13 protein-coding genes and 1 pseudogene are annotated in these 13,776 nt (G+C 72.3%); 7 read left to right on the top strand and 7 right to left on the bottom strand.

Annotated features, from left to right (window positions below; genetic code table 11):
* Positions 1–140: 140 nt before the first annotated feature.
* Positions 141–2,708 carry an ATP-dependent Clp protease ATP-binding subunit gene (locus ACZCLJ_RS09340; protein ID WP_463106228.1) on the bottom strand — a complete coding sequence of 856 codons (2,568 nt, stop codon included), beginning with the start codon at positions 2,706–2,708 and terminating at the stop codon, positions 141–143.
* A gap of 303 nt (positions 2,709–3,011) precedes the next feature.
* Here ACZCLJ_RS09340 and ACZCLJ_RS09345 point away from each other — a divergent pair, with 303 nt between their 5' ends.
* Together ACZCLJ_RS09345 and ACZCLJ_RS09350 are read left to right on the top strand one after the other, a co-directional pair.
* The gene (locus ACZCLJ_RS09345) at positions 3,012–3,659 is read left to right on the top strand and encodes a hypothetical protein (protein ID WP_463106229.1); all 648 of its coding nucleotides are present in this window, start codon (positions 3,012–3,014) and stop codon (positions 3,657–3,659) included.
* 27 nt (positions 3,660–3,686) lie between these two features.
* Positions 3,687–4,688 carry a universal stress protein gene (locus ACZCLJ_RS09350; protein WP_463106230.1) on the top strand — a complete coding sequence of 334 codons (1,002 nt, stop codon included), beginning with the start codon at positions 3,687–3,689 and terminating at the stop codon, positions 4,686–4,688.
* 142 nt (positions 4,689–4,830) lie between these two features.
* Here the strand turns inward: ACZCLJ_RS09350 and ACZCLJ_RS09355 are convergent, their stop codons facing one another.
* Positions 4,831–5,571 carry a PDDEXK nuclease domain-containing protein gene (locus ACZCLJ_RS09355; RefSeq protein ID WP_463106231.1) on the bottom strand — a complete coding sequence of 247 codons (741 nt, stop codon included), beginning with the start codon at positions 5,569–5,571 and terminating at the stop codon, positions 4,831–4,833.
* Positions 5,572–5,644: 73 nt separating this feature from the next.
* A pseudogene (locus ACZCLJ_RS09360) lies at positions 5,645–5,761 on the bottom strand (hypothetical protein); the annotation flags it as partial.
* A 304-nt stretch (positions 5,762–6,065) separates the two neighbouring features.
* Here ACZCLJ_RS09360 and ACZCLJ_RS09365 point away from each other — a divergent pair.
* Positions 6,066–6,833 (top strand): hypothetical protein, encoded by a 768-nt coding sequence (locus ACZCLJ_RS09365; RefSeq protein ID WP_463106232.1) that lies wholly within the window; start codon positions 6,066–6,068, stop codon positions 6,831–6,833.
* Between the two features lie 145 nt (positions 6,834–6,978).
* Positions 6,979–7,404, top strand: coding sequence for an NAD(+)--rifampin ADP-ribosyltransferase (gene arr, locus ACZCLJ_RS09370; protein WP_463106233.1), 426 nt, complete (start codon positions 6,979–6,981; stop codon positions 7,402–7,404).
* Here arr and ACZCLJ_RS09375 read toward each other — a convergent pair.
* Together ACZCLJ_RS09375 and ACZCLJ_RS09380 are read right to left on the bottom strand one after the other, a co-directional pair.
* Entirely contained in the window at positions 7,397–8,485 is a 1,089-nt protein-coding gene (locus tag ACZCLJ_RS09375) for a COX15/CtaA family protein (RefSeq protein WP_463106234.1), read from the bottom strand. The genes arr and ACZCLJ_RS09375 overlap by 8 nt on opposite strands.
* A gap of 298 nt (positions 8,486–8,783) precedes the next feature.
* The gene (locus ACZCLJ_RS09380; RefSeq protein WP_251152388.1) at positions 8,784–9,359 is read right to left on the bottom strand and encodes a PadR family transcriptional regulator; all 576 of its coding nucleotides are present in this window, start codon (positions 9,357–9,359) and stop codon (positions 8,784–8,786) included.
* Positions 9,360–9,487: 128 nt separating this feature from the next.
* Here ACZCLJ_RS09380 and ACZCLJ_RS09385 point away from each other — a divergent pair, with 128 nt between their 5' ends.
* Positions 9,488–10,165 carry an NAD(P)-dependent oxidoreductase gene (locus ACZCLJ_RS09385; protein ID WP_463106235.1) on the top strand — a complete coding sequence of 226 codons (678 nt, stop codon included), beginning with the start codon at positions 9,488–9,490 and terminating at the stop codon, positions 10,163–10,165.
* The gene (locus ACZCLJ_RS09390; protein WP_463106236.1) at positions 10,162–10,551 is read left to right on the top strand and encodes a hypothetical protein; all 390 of its coding nucleotides are present in this window, start codon (positions 10,162–10,164) and stop codon (positions 10,549–10,551) included. The genes ACZCLJ_RS09385 and ACZCLJ_RS09390 overlap by 4 nt, the downstream gene beginning before the upstream one ends.
* A gap of 165 nt (positions 10,552–10,716) precedes the next feature.
* On the opposite strand, the gene ACZCLJ_RS09395 is transcribed toward ACZCLJ_RS09390, so the two are convergent.
* Complete coding sequence (locus tag ACZCLJ_RS09395; protein ID WP_463106237.1) at positions 10,717–12,771, bottom strand: ABC1 kinase family protein; 2,055 nt, start codon at positions 12,769–12,771, stop codon at positions 10,717–10,719.
* An 83-nt stretch (positions 12,772–12,854) separates the two neighbouring features.
* Between ACZCLJ_RS09395 and ACZCLJ_RS09400 the strand changes: the two genes are divergently transcribed.
* Positions 12,855–13,187 (top strand): cupin domain-containing protein, encoded by a 333-nt coding sequence (locus ACZCLJ_RS09400; protein ID WP_251152392.1) that lies wholly within the window; start codon positions 12,855–12,857, stop codon positions 13,185–13,187.
* 47 nt (positions 13,188–13,234) lie between these two features.
* Here the strand turns inward: ACZCLJ_RS09400 and ACZCLJ_RS09405 are convergent, their stop codons facing one another.
* On the bottom strand, positions 13,235–13,717 hold the full coding sequence (locus ACZCLJ_RS09405; RefSeq protein ID WP_463106238.1) for a hypothetical protein: 483 nt from the start codon (positions 13,715–13,717) through the stop codon (positions 13,235–13,237).
* Positions 13,718–13,776 lie beyond the last annotated feature (59 nt).

The following is a 13,776-nucleotide window of genomic DNA, read 5'->3' on the forward strand; positions in this document are numbered from 1 at the left end:
GCGCCGGGCACGACGACGGCCCCGGCCCTCCCGCAGGAGGTCCGGGGCCGTCGTGGTCAGGCTGTGCCGGTCGAGCCGGTCGAGCCGGTCGAGCCGGTCGAGCCGGTCAGGCGTCGCGCGTCAGGCGCGGCGGGAGCGTGTCACTCCGCGCCGGCCTGCAGCTCGCCGGTCGGGGGCAGGTCCCGCACCGAGACGCCGGTCGGCGCGTCGAGCGCGGCGGCCGCGCCCACGCTCACCGGGCCGCGGTCGTGCTCGCCCTTGGAGACACCCCGGAAGGTGAACTCCCCGAGCAGACCCTCGCCCTCCGCGTCGACCAGGACGATCTCGCCGGCCTTGAGCTCGCCGAACAGGATCTTCTCGGACAGGACGTCCTCGATGTCGCGCTGGATCGCGCGGCGCAGCGGACGAGCGCCCAGGACCGGGTCGTAGCCCTTCTCGGCCAGCAGACGCTTCGCGGCCGGGGTGAGCTCGATGCCCATGTCCTTGTCGCGCAGACGACCGTCGAGACGGGCGATCATCAGGTCGACGATCTGGATGATCTCGTCCTGCGAGAGCTGCGGGAACACCACCACGTCGTCGACGCGGTTGAGGAACTCGGGCCGGAAGTGCTGCTTGAGCTCGTCGTTGACCTTCGCCTTCATGCGCTCGTACGACGTCACCAGGTCGCCGCCGGCGTTGAAGCCGGTCTGGACGCCCTTGGCGATGTCCCGCGTGCCGAGGTTCGTGGTCATGATGATGACGGTGTTCTTGAAGTCCACGACCCGGCCCTGCGAGTCGGTCAGGCGACCGTCCTCGAGGATCTGCAGGAGCGAGTTGAAGATGTCCGCGTGGGCCTTCTCCACCTCGTCGAACAGGACGACCGAGAACGGCTTGCGCCGCACCTTCTCGGTGAGCTGGCCACCCTCGTCGTACCCGACGTAGCCGGGGGGCGAGCCGAACAGCCGCGAGACCGTGTGCTTCTCGGAGAACTCCGACATGTCGAGCTGGATCAGCGCGTCCTCGTCCCCGAAGAGGAACTCGGCGAGCGCCTTGGCCAGCTCGGTCTTCCCGACACCCGTGGGGCCGGCGAAGATGAACGACCCACCGGGGCGCTTCGGGTCCTTGAGGCCGGCACGCGTACGGCGGATGGCCTGCGACAGCGCCTTGATCGCTGCCTCCTGGCCGACGACGCGCTTGTGCAGCTCGTCCTCCATGTGGAGCAGCCGGCTGGACTCCTCCTCGGTGAGCTTGAAGACCGGGATGCCCGTGGCCATGGCCAGGACCTCGGCGATCAGCTCCTCGTCGACCTCTGCGACCGTGTCGAGGTCGCCCGACTTCCAGGCCTTCTCCTTGTCGGCGCGCTTCGCGGTGAGCTGCTTCTCCGTGTCGCGCAGGCCCGCGGCCTTCTCGAAGTCCTGCGCGTCGATCGCGGACTCCTTCTCGCGCCGCGCCTCGGCGATCTCCTCGTCGAGCTCCTTGAGCTCCGGCGGGGCCGTCATGCGGCGGATGCGCAGGCGCGCGCCCGCCTCGTCGATCAGGTCGATCGCCTTGTCGGGCAGGAAGCGGTCGTTGATGTAGCGGTCGGCGAGCGTGGCCGCGGAGACGAGCGCGGAGTCCGTGATGGACACGCGGTGGTGCGCCTCGTAGCGGTCGCGCAGGCCCTTGAGGATCTCGATCGCGTGCGTGAGCGACGGCTCGGCGACCTGGATCGGCTGGAAGCGACGCTCCAGGGCCGGGTCCTTCTCGACGTGCTTGCGGTACTCGTCGAGCGTCGTCGCGCCGATGGTCTGCAGCTCTCCGCGCGCGAGCATCGGCTTGAGGATGCTCGCGGCGTCGATCGCGCCCTCGGCGGCACCGGCACCGACGAGCGTGTGGATCTCGTCGATGAACAGGATGATGTCGCCGCGCGTGCGGATCTCCTTGAGCACCTTCTTCAGGCGCTCCTCGAAGTCGCCGCGGTAGCGCGAGCCGGCCACGAGGGCGCCCAGGTCCAGCGTGTAGAGCTGCTTGTCCTTGAGCGTCTCCGGGACGTCGCCGCGGACGATGTCCTGCGCGAGGCCCTCGACGACGGCGGTCTTGCCGACGCCGGGCTCGCCGATGAGGACGGGGTTGTTCTTGGTGCGGCGCGACAGCACCTGCATGACGCGCTCGATCTCCAGCGCGCGCCCGATGACCGGGTCGAGCTTGCCCTCGCGCGCAGCCTGGGTCAGGTTGCGACCGAACTGGTCGAGCACGGCGGAACCGGACGGCTGGCCCTCGGTGGGGCCGCCGGCGGCGACGGGCTCCTTGCCCTGGTAGCCCGACAGCAGCTGGATGACCTGCTGGCGCACCTTGTTGAGGTCGGCACCCATCTTGGTGAGCACCTGGGCTGCGACACCCTCGCCCTCGCGGATGAGGCCGAGCAGGATGTGCTCGGTGCCGATGTAGTTGTGGCCGAGCTGCAGCGCCTCGCGCAGCGACAGCTCCAGCACCTTCTTGGCGCGCGGCGTGAACGGGATGTGCCCGCTCGGGGCCTGCTGGCCCTCGCCGATGATCTCGGTCACCTGGGTGCGGACGCCGTCCAGGGAGATCCCGAGGGACTCCAAGGCCTTGGCCGCGACGCCCTCGCCCTCGTGGATGAGGCCGAGGAGGATGTGCTCGGTGCCGATGTAGTTGTGGTTGAGCATCCGCGCCTCTTCTTGGGCGAGGACGACGACCCGACGGGCTCGGTCTGTGAATCTCTCGAACATGTGCTGCTCCTCACGAGCGGCCTACACCTGCGCACCGACGTCCCTGGCCTCCAGGAATCGCCGAGTACAGCCTGACCGCATTGACTCTATGCGGTCCGAACGAGGCACACCCCCTCCGTATGCCGTTGTTCGCCAGGGGCGTGATTGGGGGGTCACGCCGTGACCTGCGGGTGCTCGCGCCGCGGGTCCGGCGCGTCTCCTCGACGCCCGGCAGGGACGACACGCGCCCCGGGCGTTGACCCGGCCCCTCCGCGGCGGCAGGCTCGGGGTGCGGCCCCCGCACCGGCAGAAGGGTGGGCGATCATGACGCACGGACCGGACCAGCAGCCCGAGGAGCCGACCGCGCGCCGCGAGCACGGCGCCGTCGGACGTCCCGACGGGACCCCGGCGACGTGGGAGCAGGTGGTCGACCGGTTCCACGGCGTCGTCGCCGAGGTCGCCGACCCGCTCACGTGGGGCCTCGACCTCGACGAGGAGACCATCACCGGTGTCGGCGACGGCACCCACGACCTCACGGACGAGCGGTTCCTGCGCTCCTACGTCTCGTTCTCCGGCGAGACGCTCGACGTCGAGACGCTGCGCGTCGTCGCGGCCGACGACGAGCAGTCCGCGGAGATCCTGCGGACCGCGCTGAGCAGCGCGCTCGCCGCGCCGCTGCACGCCGACTCCGCGGACGACGACTTCCTCGACTCCTACCAGGAGTACCGCGCGGCCATGCGCTCGATCGTCGAGGAGGTCGACGCCGCACCGCTCTCCCGCGCGCCGTTCGTCGTGGACGGCGCCGAGGTCGCCGGGCTGCACGCGCGGGTGCGCGACAGCGCCGCGGTGTACGTGGTGGTGGAGGACCGGGCGGTCGTGATCGCCGGGCCGGGCGACCTGCTGGAGCGGGTCGACGTCGTGACCGCGCCGTTGCGCGCGATCCTCCACGGCGAGGACCACGGAGAGCTCTGACCGGTTACGGGACACGGAGGTGGCGCGGTGCGCGGGGTGATCGTCGGTGTGGACGGGTCCGAGGGGTCGGACGAGGCGCTCGACTGGGCGCTGCACGAGGCCGCGTCGCGCGGGACGCGCCTCACGGCCGTGCTCGCGTGGGACCCGGGACGTCACGCCGGCCGCGAGGACACCGGTGACGAGGACGCTCGGGGCGCCCGTCGGCGTGACGCGGTCGCCGGCTGGGTCGAGGCGGCGCGCGAGCGCACGGGGCTCGGCGCGGCGGACGTGGACGTCGTCGCGACGGAGGTCCGCGGCAACGCCGCGACGTCCCTGCTCGCGCTCGCCGAGGGCGAGGGTGCGGCCAAGGCCAAGGTCGAGGTAGAGATCGACGGCGGCAGCGACGGTGACGGTGACGGTGACGGTGACGGTGACAGCAGGGCTGAGGGCGGCCCCGCCGACCTGCTCGTGGTCGGTCGCTGCGGCCGCGGCCGGGTCAGCCGCATGGTGCTCGGCTCGGTGCCGTCGGCCGTCCTGCAGCACGCGACGGTGCCCGTGACGGTCGTCCGCGGCACGACCGCGAACCGGGTGGGGCCCGTCGTCGTCGGGGTCGACGGCTCCGCGACGTCGGTGCACGCGCTGCGGCACGGGGCGGACGTCGCCCGCCGCACGGGCGCGACCCTCGAGGCGCTGTTCTGCTGGCAGATCGTCACGCTCGCCCCGCTGCCCGACTCGTGGGGCTGGGCCCCGCCGATCGACGACTACGAGGCCTTCGCCGCCGCGACGCTCGACACCGCGCTCGAGACAGCGGGCGTCGACCTGCCCGACGACCGCGTGGTCCGCACGGTCCGGCACGTACAGGCCGCGAAGGGCGTCATCGAGGCGTCGTCGCATGCGTCGCGACTGGTGCTCGGCAACCGCGGCGTGGGCGGGTTCGACCGCCTCCTCCTCGGCTCGGTGAGCCGGCACGCGACGGAGTACGCGCACTGCCCCGTCACGGTCGTACGCCCGCCCGAGGCGACGCACCCCTCGGGCACCACGGAACTCTGAACCCGGCCAGGGCTCTCGCTGCTCTCTCGCCTCGCCGAACCACCTGACGAAACTGAACGTCGGAGGGAAGGACTCCCGGGTGCCCGGGCAAGAGGTTGCTTATCGGCGCGGCGTTCTGACTGGTTAAAGGGGTTGTGAAGCCTCAGGCGCGGTGGTCGAGCTCGTCCTCGATCACGGCCTCGAGCTCGGCCGCGCTCGGCAGCGCGCCGCGGGCGTCCGCGGGGAGGCCCTGGTAGTCCGCGACGGCGATCGGCACCCGGGTACCGGCCAGCGCGTACCGCACCGTGGGGCCGGTCTTGCCCGTGCACAGCAGGATCCCGATCGTCGGGGCGTGGATCTCGGGCCGGCGGAACTGGTCGTCGACGATCGCGACGTACGTGCCGAGCTGGCCGACGTGGGCAGGCTCGAACGTGCCCACCTTGAGCTCGACCACGACATACCGCAGCTGCAGGACGTGGAAGAACAGCAGGTCGACGTAGAACTCGTCCACGCGGTCGCTCTCGTCGTCCGGCACGCTCAGGCGCACCTGGCGCCCGACGAACGCCATGCCGCGACCGAGCTCGAGCATCGTGTCCTGCAGCCGGTCCATCAGCGCCTGCTCGACGTCGCGCTCCGCGATGCGCTCGACCAGGCCCAGGTGCTCGAACACGTACGGGTCCTTGACCAGCTGCTGCGCCAGCTCAGAATCCGGGGCGTCGAGCGCATCGGTGAAGTTCGTCGGCGCCGCCCCGACGGCGCGACGCAGGTCGGCCTTGATCTGGTGCTCGAGCACCGCACGCGACCAGCCGTACTCGGCCGCACTCGCGGCGTACCAGTCCCGCTCCTCGCGGGTCTTCAGCCGGTCGAGCAGGACCGTGACATGGCGCCACGGCAATCCATCCACCAACGTGGTGGACGAACTCCTCCTCCGTCGGCCACGCCTCCGCAGCCCGGCGCATGTACAGCAGGTTCGACCGTGACCAGCCGCGCTGGTCGGGGAACTCGCGCTGCAGGTCCGCGGCCAGCGACGTGACGACCTTGCTTCCCCAGCCCGCCGCGCTGCCGATCGAGGATGTCGCGCCCGACCGACCAATACAGGCGTAGCACCTCGGTGTTCGCCGCGCGTGCCGCGCGGAACCGCGTCGCGCGCACCCGCGCCTTCAGCTCCGCCAGGAGCTCGGCGTACCCGGCTGGCTCCAGCTCACTCCCCGACGACACCCTGCGCGACATCCTGCCGCACCGCGCCCACGGGCCGATCCGCAGTTGCGCCGGTGCCTCCCCGACCCTGTGGTGCTGGCTCGATCAGAAGGATCGCGACGGATCCACGACGATCAGCGGGGCCCTGCGCCCGATCACTACTGTGCTCTCATGGGGGATCGACGGCCGACGCACGCCGACGTGGAGCTGCTCGAGGCGGAGTTGCGCTTCCTGCGGGTGATCGCGCTTGCACAGACTCGATGGCGGGAGGTCACTGCGGCGATCGCGGCGGGCGAGCCGTTGCCGCTGGCCGGCCTGACACCCGAGCAGGAGAGGGCTGTCCTGAACCTGCAGCTCAGGCGGCTCTCGCCGCAGGAAGGCGAACGGGTTCGTGCCGACATCGCCGCCGTGGAGGCCGCCCTGCGACGACTGCGTGCCGGGGGACCTGGGCACGGATCCGGTGTCGACCAGTCAACGCGAGCAGACACCCCGCGTGAGACCCCTGCCGCGGCCCCGCCAGACGGGCGCTGGTTCGCCGTGGCCCCTCGCTCGGGCACCGTCTTCAGCCCAGGCCGCGCGTCACCCACGGCGACGCAACACTGCGAGTCGCGGCCCGACCCCCACGCGGTCCGCCTGATGAACGACTACACCGTGAAATGGCCCCTCTGGCCGGTGTCCAACAGGGCGGCCGAGGAGATGGAAAGCCTGCTCGACGAACGGCTCGCGACGCGACTTCGCCAGTGGGCACAGGTCTTCAACGCCCACTACGACCACGTCGACGGCTGGGACGACCCAGCTCTCGCCGCCGAGCATCGCGCCGAAGCCGACCGCCTGCTCGCCGCGCTGCGCGCGGCGCTGCCGTCGCCGTGGACGGTCACCCTCGACTACTGGGAGACGAACGGCGCTGACGGTGACGACCGAGGGTCGAGGAGAGCACCACGTGGTCCGAATCGGTCAGATACGCCATAACAGCCGATATCGACCGGAGACTAGTGCGAGCTGCATCAGATGCAGGAGCTCGCACCTCGCGACGAAGTCCGCGTCTGCGCAGGTCAAGGCACGGTTATGGATACGGCCGACCTCTCGCATCGGCGACGGCTGCGATGATCGTCGCGTGACGACAACGCCGCGGATCGACGACGGTCCCTTCTTCCACGGCACGCGCGCGCGGCTTCGGCCCGGTGACCGGCTCATCGCGGGCCGCGCCTCCAACTATCGGCCGGAGGTCGTCATGAACCACGTCTACTTCACCGCGCTGCGTGACGGCGCCGGCCTCGCGGCGCAGATCGCCGCGATGCTCGGACCGGACGGTGCCGAACCTCACGTCTACCTCGTCGAGCCGACCGGTGCCTTCGAAGACGACCCGAACGTGACCGACAAGAAGTTCCCCGGCAACCCCACCCGCTCCTACCGGACGAGCTCGCCGCTGGCCGTCGTCGAGGAGGTGACGGACTGGGTCCGGCAGACACCCGAGGCGCTGGCGGCCTGGCGGGAGCGAGTCACGGCCATGCGAGACAGCGGCGCCGAGATCATCAACTGACGTGCCCAGAAACTCGCACCTCACGAACGCGCACCTCTAGCAGCCGCCTGGTGCGGGTTGCACCGGACGGGCCGCCGCGATTCGGCGCGTCGGAACCGACCGATTCTGAGCCACGCCAGAGTCGGGTTCTGGATCCGGTGGGCTGTGCCCCCGAGGTCGATACTGGTCCGTGCTCGACGTCGCCGCGTGCATCGAGCAGGACCCGAACGGCGCCGATCCAGACCAACGCAGACCCGAGAAGGTGCAGCACGACGGCGAGCTCCGGCAGGCCGGACGCCACCTGGAAGACCCCGACCGCTGCCTGGGTGGCGAAGAGCACGAGGAACACCGTCGTGCGCCAGTGCACCCTGGCGGTGACGGTGTGCCGGCTGGCGAACCACAGCGCGAGAGCGACAATCCCGGCGAGGGCAGCCACCGCGCCATGCAGGACGGTGACGACGGTCCAGTCGAACGGCATGCGAGGGACGTCCGCCGAGTCGCCGGCGTGAGGCCCGGTCCCGGTCACCAACGCCCCCAGGAACACGAGCGCAGCCGTGGCAGTCAGCAGGACGCCCGCGAGCCGCCGGACCTTCGGGCCCGAAGCCTCCGGCGGGCGGGCGTCCTCACGCGCCCGCACCTTGTGCCATGTCACGGTGGCTGCGGTCACGAGCAGCATCGCGGCGAGGAAGTGGCCGGCGACGACGTACGGGCTGAGCCGGGTCCACACGGTGATCCCCCCGACGACCGCATTCAGCACGATGACCCAGAACTGCACCCACGCCCATCGGGTGATGACCGGGTCCGCGTCCCGCTGCAGTCGGGCGACGACGATGAGCCATCCGACGATCACGCACAGAACGATCGCCAAGAGCCGGTTGCCGAACTCGATCAAGCCGTGCACGCCCATCTCAGCGGTGGGTGCCAGCGTTTCGGCGGTGCAGTTCGGCCAGGTGTCGCAGCCGAGACCAGACCCGGTGACGCGGACGATCGAGCCGGTGACGACGATCATCACGCTGGCCGCCAGGGCCGTGCCGGCCGCGATCGTCAGGTTGGCGGGCCCGAACTGGACCCGTTCAGCGAGCCAGCTCAGGGGCGTCTTCATCAGTCAGGCTCCGTCGGGGTGATAAGCAGCCAGGTTCGCGGGTGCCCGGCGATGTCGGCCCCACGATATTCGGAGAGCACGAGATCGACGGCGTCTGCCTCGCCCGCCGGGATACCTCGAGGGTGGTGCAGGTCAGGATCGCGCTGAGCCCGGGGCCGCCACGATCGCGCGCACGGATACCGATGCGGAGGGCGTTCCGGGCCCACACGTGTGCCCACGATCCCGTCCGCGGGGGTGCGCAGCTCGGCTGACCCACCGGGGGACCCGGCTGGGCAGCGAGCCGTGCATCGGATCGTGGTCACGTGTCCGTCGGCGCGCTTCCCTCGCCGGCCATCTCGTACGCGCCCCCTTCGAGCCGCTCGATGAGGCCCTGGGTCCACTGGATCGCGGCGTCGGCGGTGTGCGCCCACAGGCGTACGGCCTCGACGTGGTGCTGCCAGTCGCCGTCGGGTTCCTGCTCGTACACGCTGACCACCCGGGCGCGACGCCGCTCGAACGCCTCCACCCGCATCCGCAGGAGCTCGACCGCTCGGGGCCTCGACAGCTCGGTGATGAAGCCGATACCGGCGATGGTCTCGGCGATCGGGCCCTCGTCGGAGGAGAGCGCATCCTCGAGCAGCTCGCGGAACGCGGCGTGCCCGGCGTCGGTGACGACGTAGTCGGTGCGAGCCGGGCCGCCCACGGACGGCGACGCCTCCACCTCGACGAGGAGACCGTCGTCCCGTAGCCGCCGCAAGCCGTGGTAGATCGATCCCGGCTGGATGCTGGCCCACAGGTGCACCCCCCACGACTCGAGATCGCGCCGCACCTGGTACCCGTGCGCCCTCCCCCGCTCGCGCACCGCCCCCAGGATGAGCAGCCGTGTCGTCGTCATGCGTCCTCCGTTCGGCGCGCCGGCGCAGTTCGTCAAGTTTGACCAGTAACCCCACCACGGCGATGATTAGACAAATTGTACTAGCTGCCCGGCTCCGGCCGGGCACCCCTCGCGGACCGGGAGGTCGGATGCATCTCGTCGTGGCAGGCGCGTCAGGAGCAACAGGCACGCTGCTGATCCGGCAGGCGGTCGACGTCGGGCACAGGGTGACCGCCCTGGTTCGCGACGCATCCCGGTACCAGCGCCCGCACGGGGTCCATGTGCAAGAGGCCGAGGTCGTGACAGGCCGAGGCCTCGCGCTGCCCGACGACGTCGACGTCGTGGTGTCCGTCCTGGGCAAGCGGTCCTACCAGGACTCCACGCCCGTCTGCGCGGACGGCGTCACCAACCTCCTCGCGGCGATGGGCCGCCATGGGGTGCGCAGGATGGTGGCGGTGTCCGCCTCACCTGTGCTCCGCTCCGGCGCCGGCGAGCCATGGTGGTTCCGCAAGACCGTTCGGCCGTACGTGCGCCGGTCCGGACCGCTCGTCTACGCCGACCTCGAGGCGATGGAGGACGTGCTGCGCGGGACCGGTGACGAGATCGACTGGACGATCCTGCGGCCGGGCTACCTCGTCGACGAGCCGCCTGCCGGCTACCGGCTGGTTCCCGAACGGAACGCCATGGGCACCGTCCGTCGCGCAGACCTCGCGGCCGCACTGCTCGCCGTCGCGACGAACCCGGAGACCAGCAGGACCGCCTACGGCCTCGCGAGCCTGCCGAGCCGCAGACGCCGGGCCGGCCGACAGCCGGACGGACGAGCATGAACCGCGCGGCCGCAGACCGCCGACTGCGCCTGGGATTCGGCGCCGACGGGACCTTCAAGGTCATCACCGCAGCCGGCATCGTGGTCCTTCTCCCGCGCCTCACCGACGGTCTCGACGTCGCCCCATGGCTGGTGCTGGTCACCGCCGCAGCCCTCGTCGTGTGCGGAGCACGCGAAGTCGCGTTCTCGTCGAGGAGCCCCGACCTGCGACCACACGTCAAGTACCTCGTCGCGTACGACGCCGGCTGGCTCATCGTGACGGCCTTGGCGGTCGGTCTCGGGCGGGGCGGTGCCGGCGAACTGTGGCTTACCTACCAGGCACTCGGATCCGCGGCCCTCGCCGTGGTGCTCGCACGTGCGGGCACGTCAGCGACGCCACGCCGATGACGACGCGTCACGACCCGCGGGACCACGACCGGTAGCTCGAGCGCTGTCGGAGAGCCATCGTCTGGTCGGTCTGCCGGCGGCCCGGCCGCGTACACCCGGACGGCCACCCGCACCTCTCCAGCACGCGCCGCTACCAGCCCGACTGGATCATCGGAGCCGAAGGGTTCAGGGCCGGTGCCCGGTTCTGCCAGGCAGACCGCGGAACGCGAACACGAGGACCCGCACGCCGAGCACCGTCCCGGCGAAGCCGAGCGCCGCCCCGAGCACGGGGAAGAGCGCGACGCCTCCGCCGAGCTGCGGGCCGCCGTCGGCCACCAGCAGGACGACGGCCGCCACGACCGCGGCCGCCGCGATGACGGTCGACACGACCTGCTGCACGAGCCCGGCGAGGAACGCGCGGTCCTCGGCGTGCGCGAACGTCCGCACCGAGACCGTGAGCCGCCCGTTCTCGACGTCGCTCGTGATCTTCGCGAGGCGTCGCGGGAGCCGTTCGAGCTCGGGCACGAGTCCGAGAAAGAGGCTCGTCGCGCGGTTGCGCAGGCCCTCCGTCGTCACGACCCGCCGCACGAGCGGCTGTGCCGTCTCCCGCGCCGAGGCGACGAGGTCGAACCCCGGGTCGAGGAGGCGCAGCGTGCCCTCGAGCGACGTGAACGTGCGGAACGCAGCGGCGACCTGGGGCGGGACGGCGAGCCCGGCGTCGGTGACGAGACGGAAGAGCGCGGTGAACATCGCCCCGCTCGCACCGGCGGCGCGGAACCGCACGATCACCTGCCCGACGGCGCGCTCCAGGCGCCGCACGTCGAGGTCGGGGGGCGCGTCGAGCAGCTCGAGGAGGGCGTCGGTCGCGGCGACGGCGTCGTCGGCGTCGACGGCGAGCAGGACGGCGGCGAGCGCGAGCCGCTCGGGCTCGCCGAGCCGCCCGACGGAGCCCATGTCGAGCAGGCCGAGTCCGCCGCCGGGCATCACGAGGACGTTCCCGGGGTGCAGGTCGGCATGGAACGTCCCGGCGACCAGCACCTGCTCGAGCGTCGCGGCGAGGAGCCGGGTCGCGAGCGCGGACCGCGTCGCGTCGTCCGTCCCGGCGAGCAGGTCGCCCGCGCGACCGACCGGCGTGCCGTCGAGGCGCTCGAGCACGAGGAGCGTCGGGCCCGAGAGCTCGAGCACGACGTCGGGCACGGTGACGACCGGGCCCGTCGACGTGCCGTCGTCCGGGTCCGTGCGGACCCGCAGGGCAGCGCGCAGCGCGAGCGTGTTCTCCGCCTCGGTCGTGTAGTCGAGCTCCTCGCGCAGGGATGCCGCGAAGCCCTCGGCGAGCGTCACGACCCCGAGCGAGCGTCCCCAGGCGGTGTCGCGCTCGATGCGTCGCGCGAGGCGGCCGAGGATCGCGAGGTCGACCTCGACCTGCTCGCGCGCGCCCGGGCGCTGGACCTTCACGACGACGGCCCTGCCGTCGGGGAGCCGCGCCGCGTGCACCTGACCCACCGACGCCGAGGCGAGCGGTTCGGCCGAGAACGCGGCGAAGACCTCGTCGACCGGGCGGCCGAGCGAGTCGACGAGCGCGGCCTCGACGTCCGCCCAGGGTGCCGGTGGGACGTCGCTCTGCAGGGTCGCGAGCGTGTCGGCGATCGTGGGCGTGAGCAGGTCGCGGCGTGTCGAGAGCACCTGGCCGAACTTCACGAACGTCACGCCGGCGTCGCTCAGGGCGTCGCGCAGCCCGGTCGCGAGCCGCTGCTCGTCGGTGCGGGACAGCCGCGACCCGTCGGGCTGCCGGGCGCCGCGGCTCAGCGCACCGCCGAGGCCGTGCCGCACCCCGATCGCGAGGATCTGGGCGTAGCGCCGGGTCTCGCGCCGCCCCTGGCGCAGCCCGCGCACGGCACGCCACGGCGTCGGGACCGTGCCGGTGGGCACGAGGAGCTCGAGCACGAGCAGCACGCACAGGCCGAGCACGAACGCCCAGGCGAACGTGAGGGCGACGGCCGCGAGCGCCACGAGCGGCTGGACGGTGAGGCGACCGTCCGGCGTCGCCCAGCCGGCGGTGCGCATGCCGTAGGTCAGCGCGGACGACGCCCCGGTCAGCGAGAGGAGGGACACCACCCCGGCCCGCACCCACCCGACGGGGGCGCCCATGACGCGCCGCGACGTCGCGGCGAGCAGCGCGAGCATGACACCGGTCGCGAGGAGACCGAAGAGCGCGGTGAGGAATCCCGAGACCACCTGCATGACGCCCACTCTTCCCGACGGCCGCCCGCGCGGCGTCGCGCGCCACGCGGCAGGATGAGAAACCCCGACCCTCGGAGCCCCCCATGACGAACGTCGACCTCCTCACCGACGCCCACCTCACCGGCGCCCGATCCGCGGAGAACGGCCGCAGCGCCGAGGTCGTGCTGCACGACGGCCCGCTGCGTCAGACGATCATCGCCCTGGTCGCGGGCGTCGAGCTGGGCGAGCACAACTCGCCGCCCGCCGCGTCGATCCAGGTGCTGCGCGGGAAGGTCCGCGTCACCGCGCTGGGCGAGGGCGACACCGAGCTGGGCGCGGGCGAGCTGCGCGTCCTCACGCACGAGCGGCACGCCGTGTCGGCGCTCGAGGACAGCGCGTTCCTGCTCACGACCGTGACCGGCGTCCCGACGCCGTAGCGTCCCGACGCCGCGGTACGGCGCCGACATGACGCGGGGCGGACGCGTCAGCGGCGCACGGCCCACGCGGCGAGCGCAACGGCGACGACGTCCTCGGCCACGGCACCCGGCCAGTCCGGGCGCTTCCCGACGGCGAGCCGTCGCCACGCCGCACCGCCCCACGTCCCCGCGGCCCCACCGAGGGCGCCCGCGACGGCCGACGCCACGACGGCCGGGGCTCCGGCGCCGCGGACCCGCGCGAGCCGTACACCTCCGAGCGCGCCGCTCGCCATCCGGAGCACGGGACCCGGCGGGTCGAGGCGGCTCGGTGCGCTCGGCAGCTTGTCGCCGACGACCTCGCCCGCCACGGCGAGCACGGCCGCAGCCCGGGCGACCGGACCGCTGCCCGGCGCGCCGTCGGGCCGCGCGGCGAGCACCGGCCCCGCGACCCCGAGGGAAGAGCGCGACCCCGCGGCGACCCCCAGCGCGAGGGACCGGACAACGAGCGACGGTCCCGACGGTCCCGACGACCCGGGGTGCGTTCGTGCCATGCTCGTCCTCCTCGTTCGGTGGTGTCCGCCCGACCGTAGCCGGGACGAACCTCACCCGC

Source organism: Cellulosimicrobium sp. So1_17, assembly GCF_055181235.1.